The sequence below is a fragment of the Pseudonocardia sp. TMWB2A genome (genome assembly GCF_017312135.1).
Genome location: NZ_QKQY01000002.1, coordinates 3,895,347 through 3,915,569, shown reverse-complemented (window position 1 = coordinate 3,915,569; position 20,223 = coordinate 3,895,347). Strand labels below are relative to the sequence as shown.

Here is a 20,223-nt window from a genome sequence, read left to right as displayed (position 1 = left end):
CCGGCCCGTGATCTCCGTGAGCACCCACGACGACGTCGGTCTGATCGAGCTGAACCGCCCCGAGCGTCGCAACGCCCTGGACATCGCGACCTGCCGCCAGCTGGTCGACGCCGCGGCCGAGGTCCGCGCGGCCGGCGCACGGGCGGTGGTCGTCGCCGGGAACGGGCCGGCGTTCTGCTCCGGCGCCGACTTCGGGGAGGTCTACACCGACGAGTTCCTCGACGCGCTCTACACCGGGCTGCACGCGGTCGCCGACCTGCCGATGCCGACCGTCGCCGCGGTGACCGGGCCCGCGATCGGCGGCGGGCTGCAGCTGGCCCTGGCCTGCGACCTGCGGGTCGCCGCCCCGGAGGCGGTGTTCGGGCTGCCGACCGCGCGGCTCGGGCTGGCCGTGGACCCGTGGACGATCGAGCGCCTGGTGCAGATCGCCGGCGGCGGCACGGCCCGCAGCCTGCTGCTGGCCTGCGCCACCGTCGACGCCACCACCGCGCACGCCCGCGGCCTCGCCGACACCCTCGGCGACCGCGACGCCGCGCTCGCCCTGGCCCGCGACATCGCCACCATGGCCCCGCTGACCCTGGCCTACAACAAGCGCTCGGTGGACGCGTTCGGCCGCGGCGGGCACACCGACCCGGCCGTCGTCGACGGGCTGACCGCGGACTTCCGCGGCTGCTGGGCCGCCGAGGACATCGCCGAGGGCCGCGCCGCCCGCACCGAGAAGCGCACCCCGGTGTTCCGGGGCCGCTGACCGGAGTACTGGACGCCGCAACGACCGTCCGGCGCACCCCGGCAACCGTCGATCGGCGGTATGTGATACACCCGTTCAGCCCAAGATCATGTTGGGCTACCGTCCGGAACCGACCGGCTGCGCAGCGCGTCCGGTCGGTCCGGGCGGGCCGAGGACGTCGAGCCCGCCGGGCCCGGCGGAGGGGCGGACGGATGCGGGCACGGGGACGGAGCCGGACCGCCGGGCTCCTCGCGGTGGGCGTCGCCCTGACCGGCGCCCTGACCGCCGGGCTCGTGGCGGGCCCCGCCCTGGCCGAGCCGTCGGAGCAGCCCGACCCCACCGACCGGCAGGTCGCCACCGGCGAGCTCGTCCCGGGCACACCGTGCACGTCCTCGGCGCGGGCCTGCGTGGATCTGGAGAGCCGCTCCACCTGGCTCGTCGACGCCGGTCAGGTCGTCGCCGGACCGGTCGCGATGCGCCCCGGCGACCCGGAGGCCCCGACGCCGACCGGCACCTTCGCCGTGCAGTGGAAGGCCGAGGAGTGGACCAGCCGGGAACGGCTGACCCAGATGCCGTGGTCGGTGTTCTTCGCCCAGGGCGGGATCGCCTTCCACCAGGGCGACCTCTCGACCCCCTCGGCCGGCTGCGTCAAGCTCGCCGAGGCCGACGCCCGCCAGTGGTTCGGCTACCTCCAGGTCGGCGACCAGGTGCAGATCCACTGACGACACGCCCGGTGTGAGCCATCTCCCGCAGGGGTTCTACGCGAGGTAGAAAGGTTCGCGTAGGATGACCTTCGTGACGAGTCTGGGCGAGTTGGAGCGGGCGGTCATGAACGTCCTCTGGGAGACCGACCGGGACATGACCGCCCGTGAGGTGCAGGACCAGCTCGCCGACCGCGACCTGGCCACGACGACCGTGCTCACCGTCCTCGGGCGGCTCGAGCGCAAGCAGCTGGTCCGGCGCATCCGCGACGGCCGCGCCCACCACTACCGCCCGGTGGCCAGCCGGGAGGACCACGTGGCCGAGCTGATGACCGACGCGCTCGACGACGCGTCCGACCGGGGTGCCGCCCTCGCGCGGTTCCTCGGTTCGATGTCGGAGGAGGAGCGGTCGCGGTTGCGTGACCTGCTCGGCTGAGCGCCGGACGGTCGAGGACCCTGTCCGGTCGCGGGGGTGATGCGGCGCCGCGTCGCGCGCTCCGCGACGATGTGACGCGATGCAGCTGACCGCGCTCGGACTCGGACTGCTCGGCGTACTGCTCGCCGAGCCGGTCAGCCGTGCCCTGGCCCGGGCGAGCTGGCCCGGCCGCGACCCCGTCGGCGCCCTGTTGCTGTGGCAGGCCGTCGGGCTCGGCGGCGGGATCTCGCTGTTCGGCGCGGGACTGGCCTACGGGCTCTCCCCGATGGGCCACAGCCTGCCCTCGGCCGCCGCGGCGCTGTCGGCGTCGGTGTCGGCGGGGCAGTGGCCGGACCGGATGGACCCGCTGCACGTCGGGGCGCTGCTGATCGCAGTCGGGGTGCTGCTGCGGCTGCTGTCGGTCCTGGTGATCACCACCGTGCGGACCCTGCGGGCCCGCCGCCGCCACCGCGACCTGCTCGACGTGCTCGCCACGCCCTGGCCCTACGCCTCCGGTACCCGCGTCCTGGACCACCCCGTCCCGGTCGCGTACTGCCTGCCCGGGCGCAGCTCCCGGCTGGTGGTGTCGGCGGGGGTGCTGGACGCGCTCGACACCGCCGGGGTCGTCGCCGTCCTCGCGCACGAGCGGGCGCACCTGCGCGAACGCCACGACCTGGTCGTGCTGCCCTTCGTGGCGTGGGGTGCGACGGCGCCGTTCGTGCGCGGCATGGTGCACGCCCAGCTCGCGGTCGCCCGGCTGATCGAGATGCGGGCCGACGACGTCGCCCGCAGGCTGTGCGACCCGACCGAGCTGGCGACCGCGCTCAAGGCCGTCGGCGGGTCCGCGCCGGCGGCGGCGCTGTCGTCGTTCACCGACGCGCTGGAGGCCAGGATCGACCGGATCACCTCCCCGCCCGCGCCGCTGCCGGTGCTGGTGCGCTGGCTGGTCCGTCTGGTCGCCGTCGCGCTGGTCGCGGTTCCGGTGTGGCTGCTGGTGGCCCCGTGAGCACCCCGGCGCCCGGTCCGGTCCGTGCGTTCCCCGGGGCGGAGGCGCTGCTGCGGGTGCACGCGGCGTCGCTGCCCCAGCCCGACCAGCTGGCCGGGCCGTTCGTCGCCCGGCTGCTCGTGGCCGCGCTCTCGTCGCTGCCGGCACCGACCGTGGCCGCCTTCGCGCACGCGGCGGGCACCCGGGTGCGGGCGGGCGACGACGCGTCGTCGCGGCCGCCCGGGGCGCCGGCCGACGCCGACTACCTGCGGGGCCTGCCGGTCGCCGCGGACGACGGGCGGGCGGGCACCCCGGTGGCCGGTCTCGGTCGTGCGGTCGAGGAGTTCTCCGGGGAGTCGCTCGCCGCGGTCCCGGCCGCGGGGGACTGGACCGCCTCGCGCCTGACCGCGCTGCTCGACGCCGTCATCGCCGACGGCCCGGTCGGCGTGCTGGCCGCGCTGTGGACCGGGGAGCTTGTCGCCGCGGCCACCCCGGTCGCCGACCTCGACGCCGGGGCCCGGCCGGGGCCGGACTGGTCGGTCGCGCACGTCGTCGCGCCGTGGGGGCGCCGGGACGGGCCGGGCGGGCCGCTGCTCGCCGTCGCCGACACCTACCCGCAGCTCGGCTCGCCGGACCTCGGGCCGGGGCACCTGCAGCCCGCCGACCGGGTCGCGGCCGCGCTGGGCCACGGCGGCCTGGTCCTGGTCGGGCCGGACCGGCGCCGCGACGCGCTGACCGCGGCCGTCGGGGCCGCCGGGCTGTCCGAGCGCTGGTGGGACGACCCGGCCTGACCTCAGGCGCCGTGCGTCTCGAACAGGGAGGGGCCGCCGCGGTCGTCGGCGAGCAGCGCCCGGGTGGCGGCGACGTTGCGGACCCGCGCGGCCTCCAGCGACGCCGGGCTGCGCCGGACCCACCGGCGCTGCACCGCGATCACCCGCCCCAGGACGGCGACGGCCACCTCCCAGCCGGGGCTGCGCCGCAGACCCAGCCCGGTGGTCACCGCGGCGCCGTGGAAGCGCCGGGCCAGCGCCTGCAGCAGGCGGCGCCCCTGCGGCACGGGCAGCCGCAGCGGCTGGACGAGCAGCGCGGCGACGGCCCCGATCAGCGCCCCGGCCAGCGCGCGTGACTCGGGGGCGGGCGGTCCGGTGACGGCGGTGACCAGCGCGTCGAGCTCCTCGGCGTCGGCGTGCGAGGTGACGTCGCGGACCAGCTCGGGGTCGATGCCGAGCTGGTGGGCCAGCAGCTGCCAGCAGGCGTAGACCTCGGTGGTCTCGGCGGGGGTGAGCCCGAACCCGATGGTCGCCTCGGCCCGCATCGAGACGAGGGTGAAGTCCAGCCAGGTCCGGACCAGGTCGACCTGGTTGACCGGGACGCCGTGCACGGCTTCGTCGAGGCCGCGCTCGCGGGCGAGCACGCGCATGTGGGCGTGCAGCACGCGGACCTGCAGGGTGCCGACGTAGCCGGGGCTGCCGGGGCGCATGCCGCCGGGCAGGGTGGCGGCGAGCAGCCAGGTGCCGGTCTCGGTGAGGCGGCGCTCGGCGGACTCCACCAGCCGTCCGGTGGTGCCGAGCAGCACTGCGATCGACGGGGAGCCGTAGGTGCGCAGCAGCGCCCCGGCCGACAGCGACAGGGTGTGCACCGCGGGGGGCGCGGTGAACATGGGCCGGACCCCGGTGTCGAGCATCGCGGGGTCGGTGCCCGCGGGCAGCGACTCGGCCGAGGTGAGCAGGGCCGCGAGGGCGGGGGAGGGATCGGTCAGCGAGGCGAGCCCGTCGCGGATGCCGCGCTGCAGCGCCGCGGTGAGCGCGCGGCCGCCCTCGCGGCCCGCGGCACGGATCTCGGCGACGACGGCGTCGGCGAGCGGGTCGCCCGCGGTCCGGGCGCGCAGCGCGAGGTCGGCCCGCCGAGGGCCGAAGCGAGCGGCGAGGGCGTCGCGGTCGGGCGCGCCGGGGGGTCGGGTGGCGGTCACGGGAACCGGTCCTCCTGGGTCTCGTGCGGGGTCTCGTGCGGGGTGGCGCGGTCGTCGTGGGTGGCGAGCCCGGCTCCGGCGAGCAGCCGGGCCATCCGGGCCCGCAGCTCGGGCTCGCCCGGCGGGACGGGGGCGAACGCGGCCAGCGCGGACAGCCCGAAGACCCCGGCGAACAGCTCGCGGGCCCGTTCCCGGTTCCCGACGTGGTCCTGGATGAGGTCGACCAGCGCCGCGTCGGGCTCCGCGGCGGCCGGGCCGGTGGCGGTGCCGCCGTGGCCCCGGGCGACGCGGACGCGCAGCTCCAGCATGGTCAGGAACACCGGCCGGCGGGGGCCGAGCAGGTCGACCAGGTAGGCGGTGCAGGCGTCGAGCAGGGTCAGGTCACCGGAGCGGGCCCGCCGGGTCAGCTCGCCCAGCCGTGCGACGGCGTCGTGCTCCAGCTCGGCGGCGACCGCCTCCAGCAGCGCGTCGACGGTGCCGAAGTGGTAGGTCGCCGACGCGGCCGAGGCGCCGGCGCGGTCGGCGACCTGGCGCAGGGTGAGCCGGTCGAAGCCGTGCGCGGTGACGACGTCGACGGCGGCCCGCACCAGCGCGCGACGGGTGTCGGCGCCGCGTCGTCGTCGCCCGTCGGGGGTGGGGTCGGCCATACCCGACAAACTATCTGTACAACCAGACAGATTCCAGTCCGGTGCGCGGAACGCGGTTCCGCGACGACGCGCTGCACCCCGGAACCGGGCGTAGCGTGGAGATCGTGCCCGTCACACCTGACCTTCCCCGTACCGTCGGTGCGCTGCGTGCGTCCGGTCACGTACAGCGCCCCGTGAAGCACGAGATCCGCGACAACCTCCTGGCGGCCCTGCGCGAGGGCCGCGACCCCTGGCCCGGCATCGTCGGCTTCGACGACACCGTCGTCCCGCAGCTCGAGCGGGCCCTCATCGCCGGTCACGACCTCGTCCTGCTCGGTGAGCGGGGCCAGGGCAAGACCCGCCTGCTGCGCTCGCTGGCCGGCCTGCTCGACGAGTGGACCCCCGTCATCGAGGGCTCCGAGATCGGCGAACACCCCTACGAGCCGATCGTGCCCGCCTCGATCCGGCGCGCCGCCGAGCTCGGCGACGACCTGCCGGTCGCCTGGGTGCACCGCGACCACCGCTACACCGAGAAGCTCGCCACGCCCGACACCTCGGTCGCCGACCTGATCGGCGACGTCGACCCGGTCAAGGTCGCCGAGGGTCGCTCGCTGGGCGACCCCGAGACCATCCACTTCGGGCTCGTCCCGCGGTCGCACCGCGGCATCGTCGCCATCAACGAGCTGCCCGACCTGGCCGAACGCATCCAGGTCGCGCTGCTCAACGTGATGGAGGAGCGCGACATCCAGGTCCGCGGCTACACGCTGCGGCTGCCGCTGGACGTGCTGCTCGTGGCCAGCGCGAACCCCGAGGACTACACCAACCGCGGGCGGATCATCACCCCGCTCAAGGACCGGTTCGGCGCCGAGGTCCGCACCCACTACCCGCTGGAGCTGGCCGCCGAGGTCGAGCTCGTCGCGCAGGAGGCCGAGCTCGTCGCCGAGGTGCCGCGGCACCTGCTCGAGGTCGTCGCCCGGTTCACCCGGCACCTGCGCGACTCCTCCGCGGTCGACCAGGGCTCGGGGGTGTCGGCCCGGTTCGCCGTGGCCGCGGCCGAGACCGTCGCCGCCGCGGCGCTGCGCCGTGCCGCGCTGACCGGCGAGGAGACCCCCTACGCCCGGCCCGTCGACCTGGAGTCGGTCCCCGCGGTGCTCCGCGGCAAGATCGAGTTCGCGTCGGGGGAGGAGGGCCGCGAGGACGAGGTGCTCGAGCACCTGCTGCGCCGCGCGACCGCCGACACCGCCCGGTTCGCGCTGCGCGGGGTCGACCTCGACGAGCTGGCCGTCGCGGTCTCGACCCGCCCGGTCCGGACCGGCGAGCGGATCCCGGCGAAGGACGTCGTCGCCGCGCTGCCGCAGGTCGACGCCCTCACCGAGATCGCCGCCAAGCTCGGCGCCGCGGGCACCGAGGACCCGGGCCCGATGGCCTCGGCCGCGGAGCTGGCGCTGGAGTACCTGTTCCTGACCCGCAAGCTCGCCAAGGACGAGTCCGACGACGGTGACACGGTGTCGTATGGCTGATCCCAGGCGTCGCCGCCGCCGGTACGCCTACGGCCCCTACGCCGGCGGGCCCGACCCGCTGGCGCCGCCGTACGACATCCGCGCGGCGATGGACCAGATCGGCCGCGACGTCATGGAGGGCTCCTCGCCGCGCCAGGCGCTGCAGGAGCTGCTCCGTCGCGGCCTCGACGGGCGGCGCGGGCTCGACGACCTCACCCGCCGGGTGTGGGAGCGGCGCCGGGACCTGCAGCGCGACAACCGCATCGACGGGACCCTGCAGGAGGTCCGCGAGCTGCTGCAACGGGCCCTCGACGCCGAGCGCGAGGCGCTGGGCAACGAGGACTCCGACGACGCGCGGTTCCGCGAGATGCAGCTCGACGCCCTGCCGCCCGACACCGGCGGCTCGGTGCGGGAGCTGAACTCCTACGACTGGCGGTCCTCCGACGCCCGTGAGGCCTATCAGGAGATCCGCGACCTGCTCGGCCGGGAGATGCTCGACCAGCGCTTCGAGGGCATGAAGCAGGCGATGCAGAACGCCACCCCCGAGGACGTCGAGCGGATCAACGCCATGCTCGACGACCTCAACGACCTGCTCGACCGCCACGCCCGCGGCGAGGACACCACCGAGCAGTTCGCCGAGTTCATGGGCGAGCACGGCGAGCACTTCCCGGAGAACCCGCAGAACACCGAGGAGCTGGTCGACGCCCTCGCCGCCCGGGCCGCCGCGGCCCAGCGGATGATGAACTCGATGTCGGCCGAGCAGCGCGCCGAGCTGGCCGAGCTGGCCCAGCAGGCGTTCGGCGACCCGCGTCTGTCGCAGTCGCTGGCCCGGCTCGACGCCCAGCTGCAGGGCCTGCGCCCGGGCGAGGACTGGTCGGGGGAGGGCAACTTCCGCGGCGAGAACCCGATGGGCATGGGCGAGGCGACCCGCGCGATGGAGGAGCTGGGGCAGCTCGACGCCCTGGCCGAACAGCTCGCGCAGAGCTACCCCGGCGCGCGGATGGAGGACATCGACCTCGACGCGCTCACCGAGATGCTCGGCCCGGAGGCCGCCGCCGACGCCCGCACCCTGGCCGAGCTGGAACGCGAGCTGCAGCGCCAGGACCTGTTCCGCCGCGCCCCCGACGGCTCGCTGATGCTCTCGCCCAAGGCGCTGCGGACGCTCGGGCAGTCGGTGCTGCGCGACGTCGCCGACCGGATCTCCGGGCGCCAGGGGCAGCGCGACACCCGGCGTGCCGGGGCGGCGGGCGACGCGACCGGGGCGACCCGGCCGTGGGCCTTCGGTGACACCCAGGCCTGGTCGGTGCCGCGGACCCTGCTCAACGCCCAGCTGCGTCGCGCCGGCGGCGACGACCGGGCGCTCGACGTGTCCGACGTCGAGATCGTCGAGACCGAGCAGCGCACCCGGGCCGCGGTGACGCTGCTGGTCGACACGTCGTGGTCGATGGTGGCCGAGGGCCGGTGGGTGCCGATGAAGCGCACCGCGCTGGCGCTGCACCAGCTCATCTCCACCCGGTTCCGCGGCGACGACCTGTCGCTGATCACCTTCGGGCGGCACGCGCAGACCGTGGACCTGGCCGAGCTGATCGGGCTGGAGGGCGTGTACATGCAGGGCACCAACCTGCACCACGCCCTGCTCCTGGCCCGGGAACGGCTGGCCCGCCAGCCCGACGCGACGCCGGTGGTCCTGGTGGTGACCGACGGCGAGCCGACCGCGCACCTGGAACGCGACGGCGAGGCGTTCTTCGACTACCCGCCCAGCCCGCACACGCTGCGGGCGACCGTCGACGGGCTGGACCGGCTGATCGGGATGGACGCGGCGTTCACGTTCTTCGTGCTCGGCGACGACCCGGGGCTGCTGTCGTTCGTGAACCGGCTCGCCCGCCGCGCCGGGGGGCGGGTGGTGCAGCCCGACCTCGACGGCCTCGGCGCCGAGGTGGTGTCGGACTACCTGCGCCGCCGCACCGGCTGACCGCGCGGCCGGGTCCCGGCAGCCACACCCGTTGACCGGCAGCCACACCCGTCGCACCGGGTGTGGCTGCCCGGCAGGGGGTGTGGACTCAGCCGAGCCAGGGGCGGGCGAGGCGGTCCCAGGTGCCGTCGGTGCGGGCGGTGCGCAGCCAGTCGTTCACGCGCCCGGTGAACGCCGGGTCCCCGGCAGGGGTGAGGTAGGCCTTCTCCGAGTCGGTGAACGGGGCGTCGGGGTGCACCGCGCAGAGCACCCCGGGGTGCTGTGCTGCCTGCCAGCGGGTCTCGATCGCGTCGGTGACCATCAGGTCCGCGCGGCCGGCCACGATCTCGTCGAAGATCGTGGAGTTGTCCGGGTGGTCGACGATCGTCGCGCGGGTGAAGGTCTCCCGGGCGAAGCGCTCGTTGGTCCCGCCCGGGTTCACCACGACCCGGACGCCGGGCCGGTCGATGTCGGCGACCGTCCCGTAGCGGGCGACGTCGGGGCAGCGCGCGATCGGTGTCTTGCCGTCGCGCAGGTAGGGCTCGGTGAACACGGCCCGCTCCGCGCGGTCCGGGGTGACCGAGACGCCGCCGACGGCGATGTCGCAGCGCCCGGCGACGACGTCGTCGAGCAGCGTCGCCCAGGTCGTGCGGACCAGCTCGGCGCGGGCGCCGAGCTCGGCGGCGAGGTCGCGGGCCATGTCGACGTCGATCCCGGACCAGGTGCCGTCCGCGGCCAGCGCGGTCAGCGGCCGGTAGTCCCCGGTGGAGCAGACCCGCAGCACGTGCGACGACGCGACCCGGTCCAGCGTCGGGGACCCCGGTGCGGCGGGCGCACCGCATCCGGCGACCAGCATCGCGAGCAGCAGGACGATCGGCAGGCGGCGCACGGCCCGGGACCCTAGCCGCCGTTCGGGGGTGTCCACGACTCCGGACGGAGGTCCGCGGTGCGGATGCTGCGGACCAGCGCCTCGGCCGGGTCGCTGCGCCGCCGCCCGTGCGCGAGCACCAGATCCACCGGGCCCAGCGCGGGCAGCCCGGCACGGTCCCCGACGACCTCCAGCCCGTCGGGGACCAGCGTCGCGGCGTGCGCGAGCACGCCCAGCCCGGCGAGCGCGGCGGCCCGCAGGCCGGACAGGCTGCCGCTGGTGCAGGCCATCCGCCACGGCCGCCCGGCCGTCTCCAGGGCCCCGACGGCGGCGGTGCGCGACAGGCTCGGCGGGGGATAGGCGACGACCGGCACCGGGTCGCCGGGGCCGAGCGGCAGCCCGGGCGCCCCGACCCAGACGAAGCGGTCGCGGCGGACGACCAGCCGGCCGTCGTCGGGGCCGGGGAGGCGCTTGGCGAACATCAGGTCCAGCTCCCCGGCGTCGAGGCGGTGTTCGAGCCCGCCCGCCAGGCCGACGGTCAGCTCCAGGTCGACCTCGGGGTGGCGGCGGCGGAAGTCCGCGAGCACCGCGGGCAGCCGGGTCAGGACCAGGTCCTCCGACACCCCGAACCGCACCCGGCCGTGCACCCGCGACGCCCGGAAGTGCGCCATCGCCCGGTCGCCCGCGTCGAGGATGGTGGCGGCGAACTCCAGCATCGCCTCGCCGTCGACGGTGAGCGACACCGAATGGGTGTCGCGGTCGAGCAGCGGGCGGCCGACCGTCGCCTCCAGACGCCGCACGTGCTGGCTCACGGTGGACTGGCCGACGCCGAGCGTGGCGGCGGCCCGGGTGAAGCTGCGGGCACGCGCGACGGCGGCGAAGGACCGCAGCTGGACGGGGTCGAGCACCCGGTCATCATAGATCGCGGACACAGTCATGGTGATCAGTCGGTTTCCCGATGGGCGGACGGCTTGCAGGATGGAACCCATGCGAGTCCGTCCCGATCCGTTCCTGGTGCTGCTCCTCGTGACCGTCGGCGTCGCGTCGCTGTTCCCCGCGCGCGGCGCGGCGGTCGGGGTCGTCGACGTCGCCGTCACCGCCGCGATCGCCCTGCTGTTCTTCCTCTACGGCGCCCGCCTCTCCGCCACCGAGGCGCTGGGCGGGCTGCGGAACTGGCGGCTGCACGGCACCGTCCTGGCGGCGACGTTCGTGCTGTTCCCGCTGCTCGGCCTGTCGGTACTGCTGCTGCCGGAGTGGCTGCTGCCCGCGCCGCTCGCCGCCGGCGTCGTGTTCCTGTGCTGTCTGCCGTCGACCGTGCAGTCCTCGATCGCCTTCACCGGCATCGCCCGCGGCAACGTGCCCGCCGCGATCGTCGCGGCGTCGGTGTCGAACGTGCTCGGGGTGGTCCTCACCCCGGTGCTGGCCGCGCTGCTGCTGGCCACCAGCGGCGGGTTCGACGCGTCGAGCTTCGGTGACATCGCGCTGCGCCTGCTGGTGCCCTTCCTCGCCGGGCAGGCCGCACGGCCGTTGATCGGCCGGTTCGTGGCCCGGCACAAGAAGCGGCTCTCGCTGGTGGACCGCGGGTCGATCCTGCTCGTCGTCTACGCCGCGTTCAGCGAGGGCGTCGTCGCCGGGATCTGGGGACGGCTCACCCCGGTCTCGCTGCTCGTGCTGCTCGGGATCTGCCTGGTGCTGCTCGCGCTGGTGCTCGTGGTGACCTCGTTCGGGGCCCGCGCGCTCGGCTTCGACGACGCCGACCGCATCGCGATCGTGTTCTGCGGGTCGAAGAAGTCGCTGGCCAGCGGGCTGCCGATCGCCGGTGTGCTGTTCGGCGGCCCCGCCGGGGCGCTGGTGGTGCTGCCGCTCATGCTGTTCCACCAGATCCAGCTGATGGCCTGCGCGATGATCGCCGACCGGGTCGGCAGGCGACGTGCGGCGCTCGACACCGACCGGGCCGCCGGAGCACCATCGCGGGCGTGACGCCGCCCGTCTGCCGCCTCTGCGGCGCCCCCGGTCCCGACGACGCCGGGGTCGCCGCCGTCGCGGGCTGGGTGTCCGACCGCGACGAGCGCGGCCGCGACGGCCGGCTGTGCCCGGCCTGCGCCCGCCGGCACGTCCGCGACATCGAGTCCAAGCTCGACGTCGAGTGGTGGTGACCGGCACCCCGTCCCGCACCGGAATCTGCGACGGACGCCGCGCGTTCGCATGCGTGACCGCTTCCGAGAGCTAGGTAGGTTTGACCGCATGGAGACCTGGGCCCCGACCGACGTCCCGGCACTGGAGGGCAGCGGCCCGCCGCTGCGCCTGCACGACACCGCCACCGGCCGGGTCCGGCCCACGGCGCCGGGCCCGGTCGCGACGATGTACGTCTGCGGGATCACCCCCTACGACGCGACCCACCTCGGCCACGCCGCCACCTACCTGACGTTCGACCTGGTCAACCGCTACTGGCGCGACCTCGGCCACGACGTGCACTACGTCCAGAACGTCACCGACATCGACGAGCCGCTGCTGGAGCGCGCCGAGCGCGACCAGGACGACTGGGTCGTGCTGGGCCTGCGCGAGACCGCCCTGTTCCGCGAGGACATGGAGGCGCTGCGGGTGCTGCCGCCCCGCCAGTTCGTCGGCGCGGTCGAGGCGATCCCCGAGATCGCCGAGCTGGTCGAGAAGCTCGTCGCCGCCGGTGCGGCCTACCGGATCGACGACCCGGAGTACCCCGACGTCTACCACGACGTGACCGCCACCGGGCACTTCGGCTACGAGTCGAACTACGACCTCGACACCATGCTGAGGTTCTCCGCCGAGCGCGGCGGCGACCCGGACCGGCCGGGCAAGCGCAACCGGCTCGACCCGCTGCTGTGGCGCACCGCGCGCCCCGGCGAGCCCGCCTGGGACTCCGGCCTCGGCCGCGGCCGCCCCGGCTGGCACGTGGAGTGCGCCGCGATCGGCCTGAACCGGCTCGGCCCGCAGATCGACCTCAACGGCGGCGGCTCGGACCTGATCTTCCCGCACCACGAGTGCGGCGCCCTGCACACCGAGTCACTCACCGGTGAGCACCCGTTCGCCCGGCACTACGTGCACACCGGCATGATCGGCCTCGACGGCGAGAAGATGTCGAAGTCCAAGGGCAACCTGGTCTTCGTCTCCAAGCTGCGCAACGCCCGCGTCGACCCGAACGTCATCCGGGTCGCCCTGCTCAACGGGCACTACCGCACCGACCGGTCCTGGACCGACGAGGTGCACGCGAAGGGCGACCGCCGGGTGACCCGCTGGCGCGAGGCCGTCGGTCTCGATGCCGGGCCGGACGCGGCCGAGCTGGTCGCGAAGCTGCGGACCCACCTCGCCGACGACCTCGACACCCCCGGTGCGCTCGCCGCCGTCGACGCCTGGGCGGAGGAGGCGCTCACCCGCCGCGGCACCGACACCACGGCCCCGCAGCAGGTGCGCACCGCGCTGGACGCCCTGCTCGGCGTGCGCCTGTAGCCGGTCCGGTACCCACCCGGCCGGCACGACGGGCGCCCGGCCGGGAGACTCCACGGATGGCCCTCAACGTGCTGGGCGGTGAGCAGGAGACCTGCGGGACGGATCCGCTCACCGGCTTCTACCGCAACGGATGCTGCGACACCGGTGGCGAGGACGCGGGCGTGCACACCGTCTGCGCCCGCGTCACCGCCGAGTTCCTCGACTTCGCCCGCGAGCAGGGCAACGACCTGACGACCCCGAACCCGGGGTTCGGGTTCCCCGGCCTGGTGCCGGGGGACCGGTGGTGCCTGTGCGCGAGCCGCTGGGCCGAGGCGCTGCGCGAGGGTGTCGCACCGCCGGTGGTGCTCGAGGCGACGCACGCCCGCACCCTCGAGTGGGTCGACCTCGGCGACCTGCGGGCGCACGCCGCCGGGTGAGGGCTCAGGCGCGGCGCGGCCGGTCGGCCGCGAGCACGGCGGGCGCGCCCGCCGCCAGCAGCGCGGCGGGCGCGAGGAACGCGAGCACCGGGTCCGCGTGGTAGACCGGCGTCAGCGCCACCGGCGACGCGGCCGTCCCGGCGAAGCGGACCGCCTGCACGACCGACACCGCGCCGCCGCCCCCGTTCGCGCCCAGGACCAGGGTGTTCACCCCGACCAGGATCAGCTGGCCGCACACCCCGCCCAGCGCCCACAGCGCGACGACGACGCCCAGCACCGGCACCACCCCGATCAGCGAGACGAGCACCCCGCCGACGACGGTCCCGGCGACCACGCAGCGCCGGGCGCCGAACCGGTCCACCGCGCCCCCGATCAGCCGGGCGGTGAGGATGCCGGCCACGCCCAGCGCGGTCAGCACCAGCCCGCGCCCGCCCGCCCCGAGGCCGAAGGTCTCCTCCAGGCGCAGCGCCAGCAGGAAGTTCAGGCCCGCCAGGCAGCCCCAGCCGATCCCGGCGACCAGCCCGAGCCGCAGCACCGGACCGGTCCAGGCCGCCCGCAGACGCGGGGGAGCGTCGGCGGGCGCGGTGCCCGCGCCCCCGGGGGTGCCGATCACCGCCAGCCCGAGCGCGACCACGGCGGCCCCGCCGAAGGCCAGGCGCCAGTCCAGCTCCGCGGCCAGCCCGCCCACCAGCGGTGCCGAGGTCTGCCCGGCCGCCTGCAGCGACCCGAACCAGCCCAGCGCCCGGCCCAGCCGGTCCGGCTCCACCGCGGCGGCCAGCGCCGCCAGCAGCACCGGAGTGGTGAACGCGTTCGCGACGCCCTGCAGTGCCCGCCCGGCCAGGAAGACCGGCCAGGCCACCGCCAGGACGCAGGCCAGCGAGGCGACGACGTAGAGCGCGTACCCGGCGACGACGGTGCGGCCCCGGCCCCACCGGTCGCCGAGGGTGCCCGAGACGAGCATGACCCCGGCGAACGGCAGCAGGTAGGCGGTGATCGAGACCGACGCCGTCGCCGTCGGGACGCCGAAGTCGGCGCCCAGCTCCGGCAGCATCGCCGCGGTCAGGCCACCGCCGAAGGGCCCGAGGAAGGCGCCCAGGAACAGCGCCGCTCGGCGCAGCGCCACCACGAGCCGCGGCCGGTCAGGAGTTGGGGCCGCGGCGGCGCAGGTAGCGCTCGAAGTCCGCCGCGATGGAGTCCCCGGAGGTCTCGCGCAGCTCGGTGCGGGCCTCCTCGTCGTCGGACTCCGAGGCCTGCTCCTCCAGCTGGCGCACGTACTCGCGGACCTCGTCGTCGGCGTCGGCCATCTCCGAGACGGTCCGCTCCCACTCCTCGGCCTTCTCCGGCAGCACCCCGAGCGGCACCTCGACGTCGAGGGACTCCTCGATCCGGTGCAGCAGCGCGACCGCGGCCTTGGGGACCTGGGCCTGCGAGACGTAGTGCGGCACCTCGGCCCAGTAGGAGACGGCCGGGATGCCGGCCTGTACGCAGGCCTGCTGGAAGACCGCGACGATCCCGGTCGGGCCCTCGTAGTTCGACGGCTCGGTGCCCATCGCCTTCTGCGACTCCGCGTCCCAGGAGGTGCCGTTCACCGGCGTCGGACGGGTGTGCGGGACCTCGGTGAGCAGGGCTCCCAATGTGATGACCTTCGTCACGCCGAGACGCTCCGCGTGGCCCACCAGCTCCGCGCAGAACGTCTTCCAGCGCAGGTTCGGCTCGATCCCGTTCACCAGGACGACATGCCGGTCGGTGCCCGGCAGCGTCGCCCACGACAGCCGCGTGGTCTGCCACTCGATCCGCCGGGTGACGCCGTCGGAGAGCTTGACGTGCGGGCGCGTGACCTGGAAGTCGTAGTACTCCTCGGGATCGATCGAGGTCAGAGGCTTCGCGTCCCAGCTGAGCTCGAGGTGCTCCAGCGCGGTGCTCGCGGCCTCACCGGCGTCGTTCCATCCCTCGAACGCGGCGATGAGGACCGGATCGACCAGCTGCGGAGTGCTGTCGCCACCCGTGATGCTCGGCTCTCGGTCGGTCATCACCCCAGCCTACGACCCCGCGGGCGCGGGGCCGGGTTGCTCCCCCTCTACCAGGTACCGTGGCTGATCGTGTCATCTACGACGGGAGCGGATCACTCGGTGGGCACCTCTGCGCACGACAGCACCCTCCGTCCGGTCGACCCCGAACGGGTCCGGCGGGCGGCGCAGCGTACCGAGCAGCTGACGGAGCTCCTCGGTCGTCGCATCGGTGTGATCGACGGCGCCTGGGGCACCGTCATCCAGGGCCTCGGCCTGACCCCGGAGGACTACTCCGCGGACTGGCTGCACGGCCACCCCAAGGACACCAACGGCGACCCGGACCTGCTCAACCTCACCCGTCCGGACCTGATCCTCCAGGCGCACCGCAACTACTTCGACGCGGGCGCCGACCTGACGACGACCAACACCTTCACCGCGACCACGATCGGCCAGGCGGACTACGGCCTGGAGTCGAAGGTCGACGAGATGAACGTGGCCGCGGCGCGGCTGGCCCGCGAGGCCGCCGACGAGGCCGAGAAGGCCACCGGCGAGCCCAAGTGGGTGGCCGGCTCCATCGGTCCGCTGAACGTCACGCTGTCGCTGTCGCCGAAGGTCGACGACCCCGCCTACCGCGCGGTGACCTACGAGCAGGTCTACGACTCCTACGCCCAGCAGATCGCCGCGCTGGACTCCGGCGGCGTCGACATCCTGCTGATCGAGACCATCTTCGACACGCTGAACTCGAAGGCCGCGCTGCAGGCCGCGCACGACGTCGCCCCGCACCTTCCGGTGTGGATCTCGGTGACCATCGTCGACCGCTCCGGGCGCACCCTGTCCGGGCAGACCGTCGACGCGTTCTGGACCTCGGTGCGCCACGCCGCGCCGCTCGTCGTCGGGCTGAACTGCGCGCTGGGCGCCGACGAGATGCGCCCGCACGCCGTCGCGCTCGCCGAGATCAGCGACGCGTTCGTCGCCACCTACCCCAACGCGGGCCTGCCGAACGCCTTCGGCGGCTACGACGAGACCCCCGAGCAGACCGCGGACTTCCTCAAGGAGTTCGCCGAGTCCGGGCTGGTCAACATCGTCGGCGGCTGCTGCGGCACCGGCCCGGAGCACATCCGCCACATCGCCGACCGGGTCAAGGGGCTGCCGCCGCGGGTGCCGACCGAGGCACCGCGGCGCACCCGCTTCTCCGGCCTGGAGCGCTTCGAGATCGGCCCCGACACCGGGTTCGTGATGATCGGTGAGCGGACCAACGTCACCGGGTCCAAGCGGTTCCGCAGGCTCATCGAGTCGCAGGACTACAACGGCGCGCTCGACGTCGCGCTGGACATGGTCCGCGGCGGCGCGAACATGCTCGACGTCAACATGGACGCCGACCTGCTCGAGTCCGCCGACGAGATGCGCACCTTCCTCAACCTGCTGGCCACCGAGCCCGAGGTCGCCCGGCTGCCGATCATGATCGACAGCTCGCGGTGGTCGGTGATCGAGGCGGGCCTGCAGTGCGTGCAGGGCAAGGGCGTCGTGAACTCGATCAGCCTCAAGGAGGGCGAGGAGCCCTTCCTGGAGCAGGCCCGCAAGGTCAAGGCCTACGGCGCGGGCGTCGTGGTCATGGCCTTCGACGAGACCGGCCAGGCCGACACCGCCGACCGCAAGGTCGAGATCTGCGGCCGCGCCTACGACCTGCTCGTCGAGAAGGCCGGGCTCGACCCGCACGACATCATCTTCGACCCGAACATCCTCGCCATCGCCACCGGCATGGAGGAGCACAACGACTACGCGAAGGACTTCATCGAGGCCTGCCCCCGGATCAAGGAGCGCTGCCCCGGCGCCCACATCTCCGGCGGTGTCTCGAACCTGTCCTTCGCCTTCCGCGGCAACAACGTCGTCCGCGAGGCCATGGACTCGGCCTTCCTGTTCCACGCCATCAAGGCCGGCCTGGACATGGGCATCGTCAACGCCGGTCAGCTCGCGGTCTACCAGGACATCCCGGCCGACCTGCTCGAGATGGTCGAGGACGTCCTGTTCAACCGCCGCCCCGACGCCACCGACCGGCTCGTGGAGAACGCCGACCGGTTCAAGGGCGAGGGCACCCAGCGCAAGGTCGACCTGTCCTGGCGGGAGGCCGACGTCCGCGCCCGCCTGTCGCACGCGCTCGTGCACGGCATCGTCGACTTCGTCGAGGCCGACACCGAGGAGGCCCGCGCGCAGGCCGCGCGGCCGCTCGACGTCATCGAGGGCCCGCTGATGGACGGCATGAAGGTCGTCGGCGACCTGTTCGGCGACGGCAAGATGTTCCTGCCCCAGGTCGTGAAGTCCGCCCGCGTGATGAAGCGCGCCGTCGCCTACCTCGAGCCCTTCATGGAGAAGGAGAAGGAGGAGGCCAAGGCCCGCGGCGAGATCGACGCCCGCGGCCACGGCAAGGTCGTCATGGCCACGGTCAAGGGCGACGTGCACGACATCGGCAAGAACATCGTCGGGGTCGTGCTGGGCTGCAACAGCTACGAGGTCATCGACCTCGGCGTGATGGTGCCCGCGCAGACCATCCTCGACACCGCCGTCGCCGAGGGCGCCGACGTCGTCGGGCTGTCCGGCCTCATCACCCCCTCGCTCGACGAGATGGTGAACGTGGCCACCGAGATGGAGCGGCGCGGCCTGAAGCTGCCGCTGCTCATCGGCGGCGCCACGACCTCCCGCCAGCACACCGCGGTGAAGATCGCCCAGCAGTACCAGGGCGACGTCCTGCACGTCATCGACGCCTCCCGGGTCGTCGGGGTCGTGTCCGACCTGCTCGACGACGACCGCGCCGAGGCCCTGTCCCAGCGCAACGAGGCCGACCAGCAGCGGCTGCGCGAGCAGCACGAGGGACGGCAGGCCAAGCCGCTGCTGCCCTTCGCCGACGCCGTCGCCAACCGCGAGAGCATCGACTTCGGCGAGCTGCCCGTCCCGGAGTTCACCGGGGTCCGGCCGTGCGAGCCGACGATCGCCGAGCTCCGCGAGCTGATCGACTGGCAGTTCCTGTTCCTGGCCTGGGAGCTGAAGGGCAAGTTCCCGCAGATCCTGAACTCGCCGGTCGCCAAGGAGCTCTACGACGACGCCAACGCGATGCTCGACCAGATCATCGCCGAGGACCGGTTCACCGCCCGCGGCGTCTACGGCTTCTGGCCGGCCCGCGCCGAGGGCGAGGACATCGTGATCTCACCCGACGGCGGTGACGTGCGGCTGCCGATGCTGCGCCAGCAGACGGTCAAGCCGCAGGGGCGGGCCAACCGCAGCCTCGCCGACTACGTGGCGCCCGCCGGGGACCACCTCGGCGCGTTCGCGGTGTCCATCCACGGCGCCGAGGACATGGCGAAGGAGTTCGAGACCGCGCTCGACGACTACAAGGCGATCATGGTGAAGGCGCTGGCCGACCGGCTCGCCGAGGCCTTCGCCGAGTACGCCCACCGGCAGGCCCGCCGCGAGTGGTTCGAGCCCGACGCGAACCAGGCCGTCGAGGACCTGCACGCCGAGCGGTTCCGGGGCATCCGGCCCGCGTTCGGCTACCCGGCCTGCCCGGACCACACGCTCAAGCGGCCGCTGTTCGACCTGCTGGGCGCCGAGGAGACCGGCGTGGGGCTCACCGAGTCCTTCGCCATGACCCCGGCGGCCGCGGTCAGCGGCATGATGTTCGCCCACCCGGAGTCGCGGTACTTCACCGTCGGCCGGATCGGGCCCGACCAGGTCGCCGACTACGCCGGCCGGCTCGGCGTGGACGTCGCCGTCGTCGAGAAGTGGCTGCGCCCGAACCTGGGGTACACCCCCGATGCCTGAGCCGACGACGACCCGGCCCGCGGGTGTGCTGCTGGACATGGACGGCACCCTGATCGACTCGGAGAAGGTGTGGGAGGTCGCCCTCAACGACCTCATGAAGCACCTCGGCGCCCCGGAGCTGAGCCTCGAGGCCCGGCTGGAGTCCGTCGGCGGCTCGCTCGACTCGTCGCTGCGGATCTGCTTCCGGGAGGCCGGGCGCGACCCCGACACGACCCCCGCCGACGAGTACCGGGAGACCGGCGAGTGGCTCTACGACCGCGCCGGGGAGCTGTTCTCCCACGGCGTGCCGTGGCGGCCCGGCGCCCGGGAGCTGCTCGGCGCCCTGCGCGAGGCGGGCATCCCGGCCGTGCTCGTCACCAACACCATCCGGGTGCTGGTGGAGCGGGCGCTGGAGACCCTGGGCCGGGAGCACTTCACCGCCGTCGTGCCCGGCGACGAGGTGCGCGAGCCCAAGCCGCAGCCCGAGCCCTACCGGCGCGGCGCCGAGCTGCTCGGGGTCGACCCGGGCGACTGCGTCGCGGTGGAGGACTCGCCGACGGGTGCGCTGTCGGCCGAGCGGGCCGGCTGCGCGGTGCTGGTGGTGCCCTGCGAGCTCGACGTGCCCGCCGGTCCGCGCCGGGTGCTGCGCGAGACCCTCGCCGGGATCGGGCCGGCCGAGCTCGGGGCGGTCCTCGCGGAGGTCCGGGCCCGCTGAACGGCCCAACGGCCGGTGTGAGCGGGCCGTTCGCGGCGACGAGCGGCACCTCGACCTGGTCTTGCTC

19 protein-coding genes are annotated in these 20,223 nt (G+C 74.5%); 13 read left to right on the top strand and 6 right to left on the bottom strand.

What is annotated here, in order from left to right; all coding sequences use genetic code 11:
* Positions 1–7: 7 nt before the first annotated feature.
* From DMP17_RS32885 to DMP17_RS32865, 5 genes are all read left to right on the top strand, one after another.
* On the top strand, positions 8–748 hold the full coding sequence (locus DMP17_RS32885) for an enoyl-CoA hydratase (RefSeq protein WP_226365090.1): 741 nt from the start codon (positions 8–10) through the stop codon (positions 746–748).
* A 191-nt stretch (positions 749–939) separates the two neighbouring features.
* Complete coding sequence (locus DMP17_RS32880) at positions 940–1,449, top strand: L,D-transpeptidase (RefSeq protein ID WP_226365091.1); 510 nt, start codon at positions 940–942, stop codon at positions 1,447–1,449.
* Positions 1,450–1,522: 73 nt separating this feature from the next.
* Complete coding sequence (locus DMP17_RS32875; protein WP_100880464.1) at positions 1,523–1,864, top strand: BlaI/MecI/CopY family transcriptional regulator; 342 nt, start codon at positions 1,523–1,525, stop codon at positions 1,862–1,864.
* 79 nt (positions 1,865–1,943) lie between these two features.
* A complete protein-coding gene (locus tag DMP17_RS32870; RefSeq protein WP_337831574.1) occupies positions 1,944–2,849 on the top strand; it encodes a M56 family metallopeptidase in 906 nt (301 codons plus the stop codon).
* Positions 2,846–3,619, top strand: a complete 774-nt coding sequence (locus DMP17_RS32865; protein WP_337831573.1) for a DUF6885 family protein — start codon at positions 2,846–2,848, stop codon at positions 3,617–3,619. Before DMP17_RS32870 ends, DMP17_RS32865 begins: the two co-directional genes overlap by 4 nt.
* Positions 3,620–3,621: 2 nt before the next feature.
* On the opposite strand, the gene DMP17_RS32860 is transcribed toward DMP17_RS32865, so the two are convergent.
* Both DMP17_RS32860 and DMP17_RS32855 read right to left on the bottom strand, forming a co-directional pair.
* The gene (locus DMP17_RS32860) at positions 3,622–4,797 is read right to left on the bottom strand and encodes an oxygenase MpaB family protein (RefSeq protein WP_226357210.1); all 1,176 of its coding nucleotides are present in this window, start codon (positions 4,795–4,797) and stop codon (positions 3,622–3,624) included.
* The gene (locus tag DMP17_RS32855) at positions 4,794–5,444 is read right to left on the bottom strand and encodes a TetR/AcrR family transcriptional regulator (protein WP_226357209.1); all 651 of its coding nucleotides are present in this window, start codon (positions 5,442–5,444) and stop codon (positions 4,794–4,796) included. Before DMP17_RS32855 ends, DMP17_RS32860 begins: the two co-directional genes overlap by 4 nt.
* Positions 5,445–5,548: 104 nt before the next feature.
* Between DMP17_RS32855 and DMP17_RS32850 the strand changes: the two genes are divergently transcribed.
* Both DMP17_RS32850 and DMP17_RS32845 read left to right on the top strand, forming a co-directional pair.
* Positions 5,549–6,943 carry a sigma 54-interacting transcriptional regulator gene (locus DMP17_RS32850; RefSeq protein ID WP_337831572.1) on the top strand — a complete coding sequence of 465 codons (1,395 nt, stop codon included), beginning with the start codon at positions 5,549–5,551 and terminating at the stop codon, positions 6,941–6,943.
* Positions 6,936–8,894: a vWA domain-containing protein gene (locus DMP17_RS32845; RefSeq protein ID WP_337831571.1), complete on the top strand. Its 1,959-nt coding sequence runs from the start codon at positions 6,936–6,938 to the stop codon at positions 8,892–8,894. The genes DMP17_RS32850 and DMP17_RS32845 overlap by 8 nt, the downstream gene beginning before the upstream one ends.
* Before the next feature lie 88 nt (positions 8,895–8,982).
* On the opposite strand, the gene DMP17_RS32840 is transcribed toward DMP17_RS32845, so the two are convergent.
* Entirely contained in the window at positions 8,983–9,762 is a 780-nt protein-coding gene (locus DMP17_RS32840; protein WP_374203885.1) for a transporter substrate-binding domain-containing protein, read from the bottom strand.
* A gap of 11 nt (positions 9,763–9,773) precedes the next feature.
* Positions 9,774–10,679: a LysR family transcriptional regulator gene (locus DMP17_RS32835; protein ID WP_337831570.1), complete on the bottom strand. Its 906-nt coding sequence runs from the start codon at positions 10,677–10,679 to the stop codon at positions 9,774–9,776.
* 49 nt (positions 10,680–10,728) lie between these two features.
* Between DMP17_RS32835 and DMP17_RS32830 the strand changes: the two genes are divergently transcribed.
* The 4 genes from DMP17_RS32830 (at position 10,729) to DMP17_RS32815 (ending at position 13,640) form a co-directional block, all read left to right on the top strand.
* The gene (locus tag DMP17_RS32830) at positions 10,729–11,721 is read left to right on the top strand and encodes a bile acid:sodium symporter family protein (RefSeq protein WP_337831569.1); all 993 of its coding nucleotides are present in this window, start codon (positions 10,729–10,731) and stop codon (positions 11,719–11,721) included.
* Positions 11,718–11,897 carry a hypothetical protein gene (locus DMP17_RS32825; RefSeq protein WP_226357204.1) on the top strand — a complete coding sequence of 60 codons (180 nt, stop codon included), beginning with the start codon at positions 11,718–11,720 and terminating at the stop codon, positions 11,895–11,897. Before DMP17_RS32830 ends, DMP17_RS32825 begins: the two co-directional genes overlap by 4 nt.
* An 88-nt stretch (positions 11,898–11,985) precedes the next feature.
* Complete coding sequence (gene mshC, locus DMP17_RS32820) at positions 11,986–13,224, top strand: cysteine--1-D-myo-inosityl 2-amino-2-deoxy-alpha-D-glucopyranoside ligase (RefSeq protein ID WP_337831568.1); 1,239 nt, start codon at positions 11,986–11,988, stop codon at positions 13,222–13,224.
* Positions 13,225–13,280: 56 nt separating this feature from the next.
* The gene (locus DMP17_RS32815; RefSeq protein ID WP_337831567.1) at positions 13,281–13,640 is read left to right on the top strand and encodes a DUF2237 family protein; all 360 of its coding nucleotides are present in this window, start codon (positions 13,281–13,283) and stop codon (positions 13,638–13,640) included.
* Between the two features lie 4 nt (positions 13,641–13,644).
* On the opposite strand, the gene DMP17_RS32810 is transcribed toward DMP17_RS32815, so the two are convergent.
* Both DMP17_RS32810 and DMP17_RS32805 read right to left on the bottom strand, forming a co-directional pair.
* Positions 13,645–14,763, bottom strand: coding sequence for an MFS transporter (locus DMP17_RS32810; RefSeq protein WP_337831566.1), 1,119 nt, complete (start codon positions 14,761–14,763; stop codon positions 13,645–13,647).
* Positions 14,764–14,779: 16 nt separating this feature from the next.
* Entirely contained in the window at positions 14,780–15,670 is an 891-nt protein-coding gene (locus DMP17_RS32805; protein WP_226357200.1) for a PAC2 family protein, read from the bottom strand.
* A 99-nt stretch (positions 15,671–15,769) separates the two neighbouring features.
* On the opposite strand from DMP17_RS32805, the gene metH reads away from it, so the two are divergent.
* Positions 15,770–19,462, top strand: coding sequence for a methionine synthase (metH, locus tag DMP17_RS32800; protein ID WP_337831565.1), 3,693 nt, complete (start codon positions 15,770–15,772; stop codon positions 19,460–19,462).
* Positions 19,455–20,156, top strand: coding sequence for an HAD family hydrolase (locus DMP17_RS32795; RefSeq protein WP_337831564.1), 702 nt, complete (start codon positions 19,455–19,457; stop codon positions 20,154–20,156). The genes metH and DMP17_RS32795 overlap by 8 nt, the downstream gene beginning before the upstream one ends.
* Positions 20,157–20,223 lie beyond the last annotated feature (67 nt).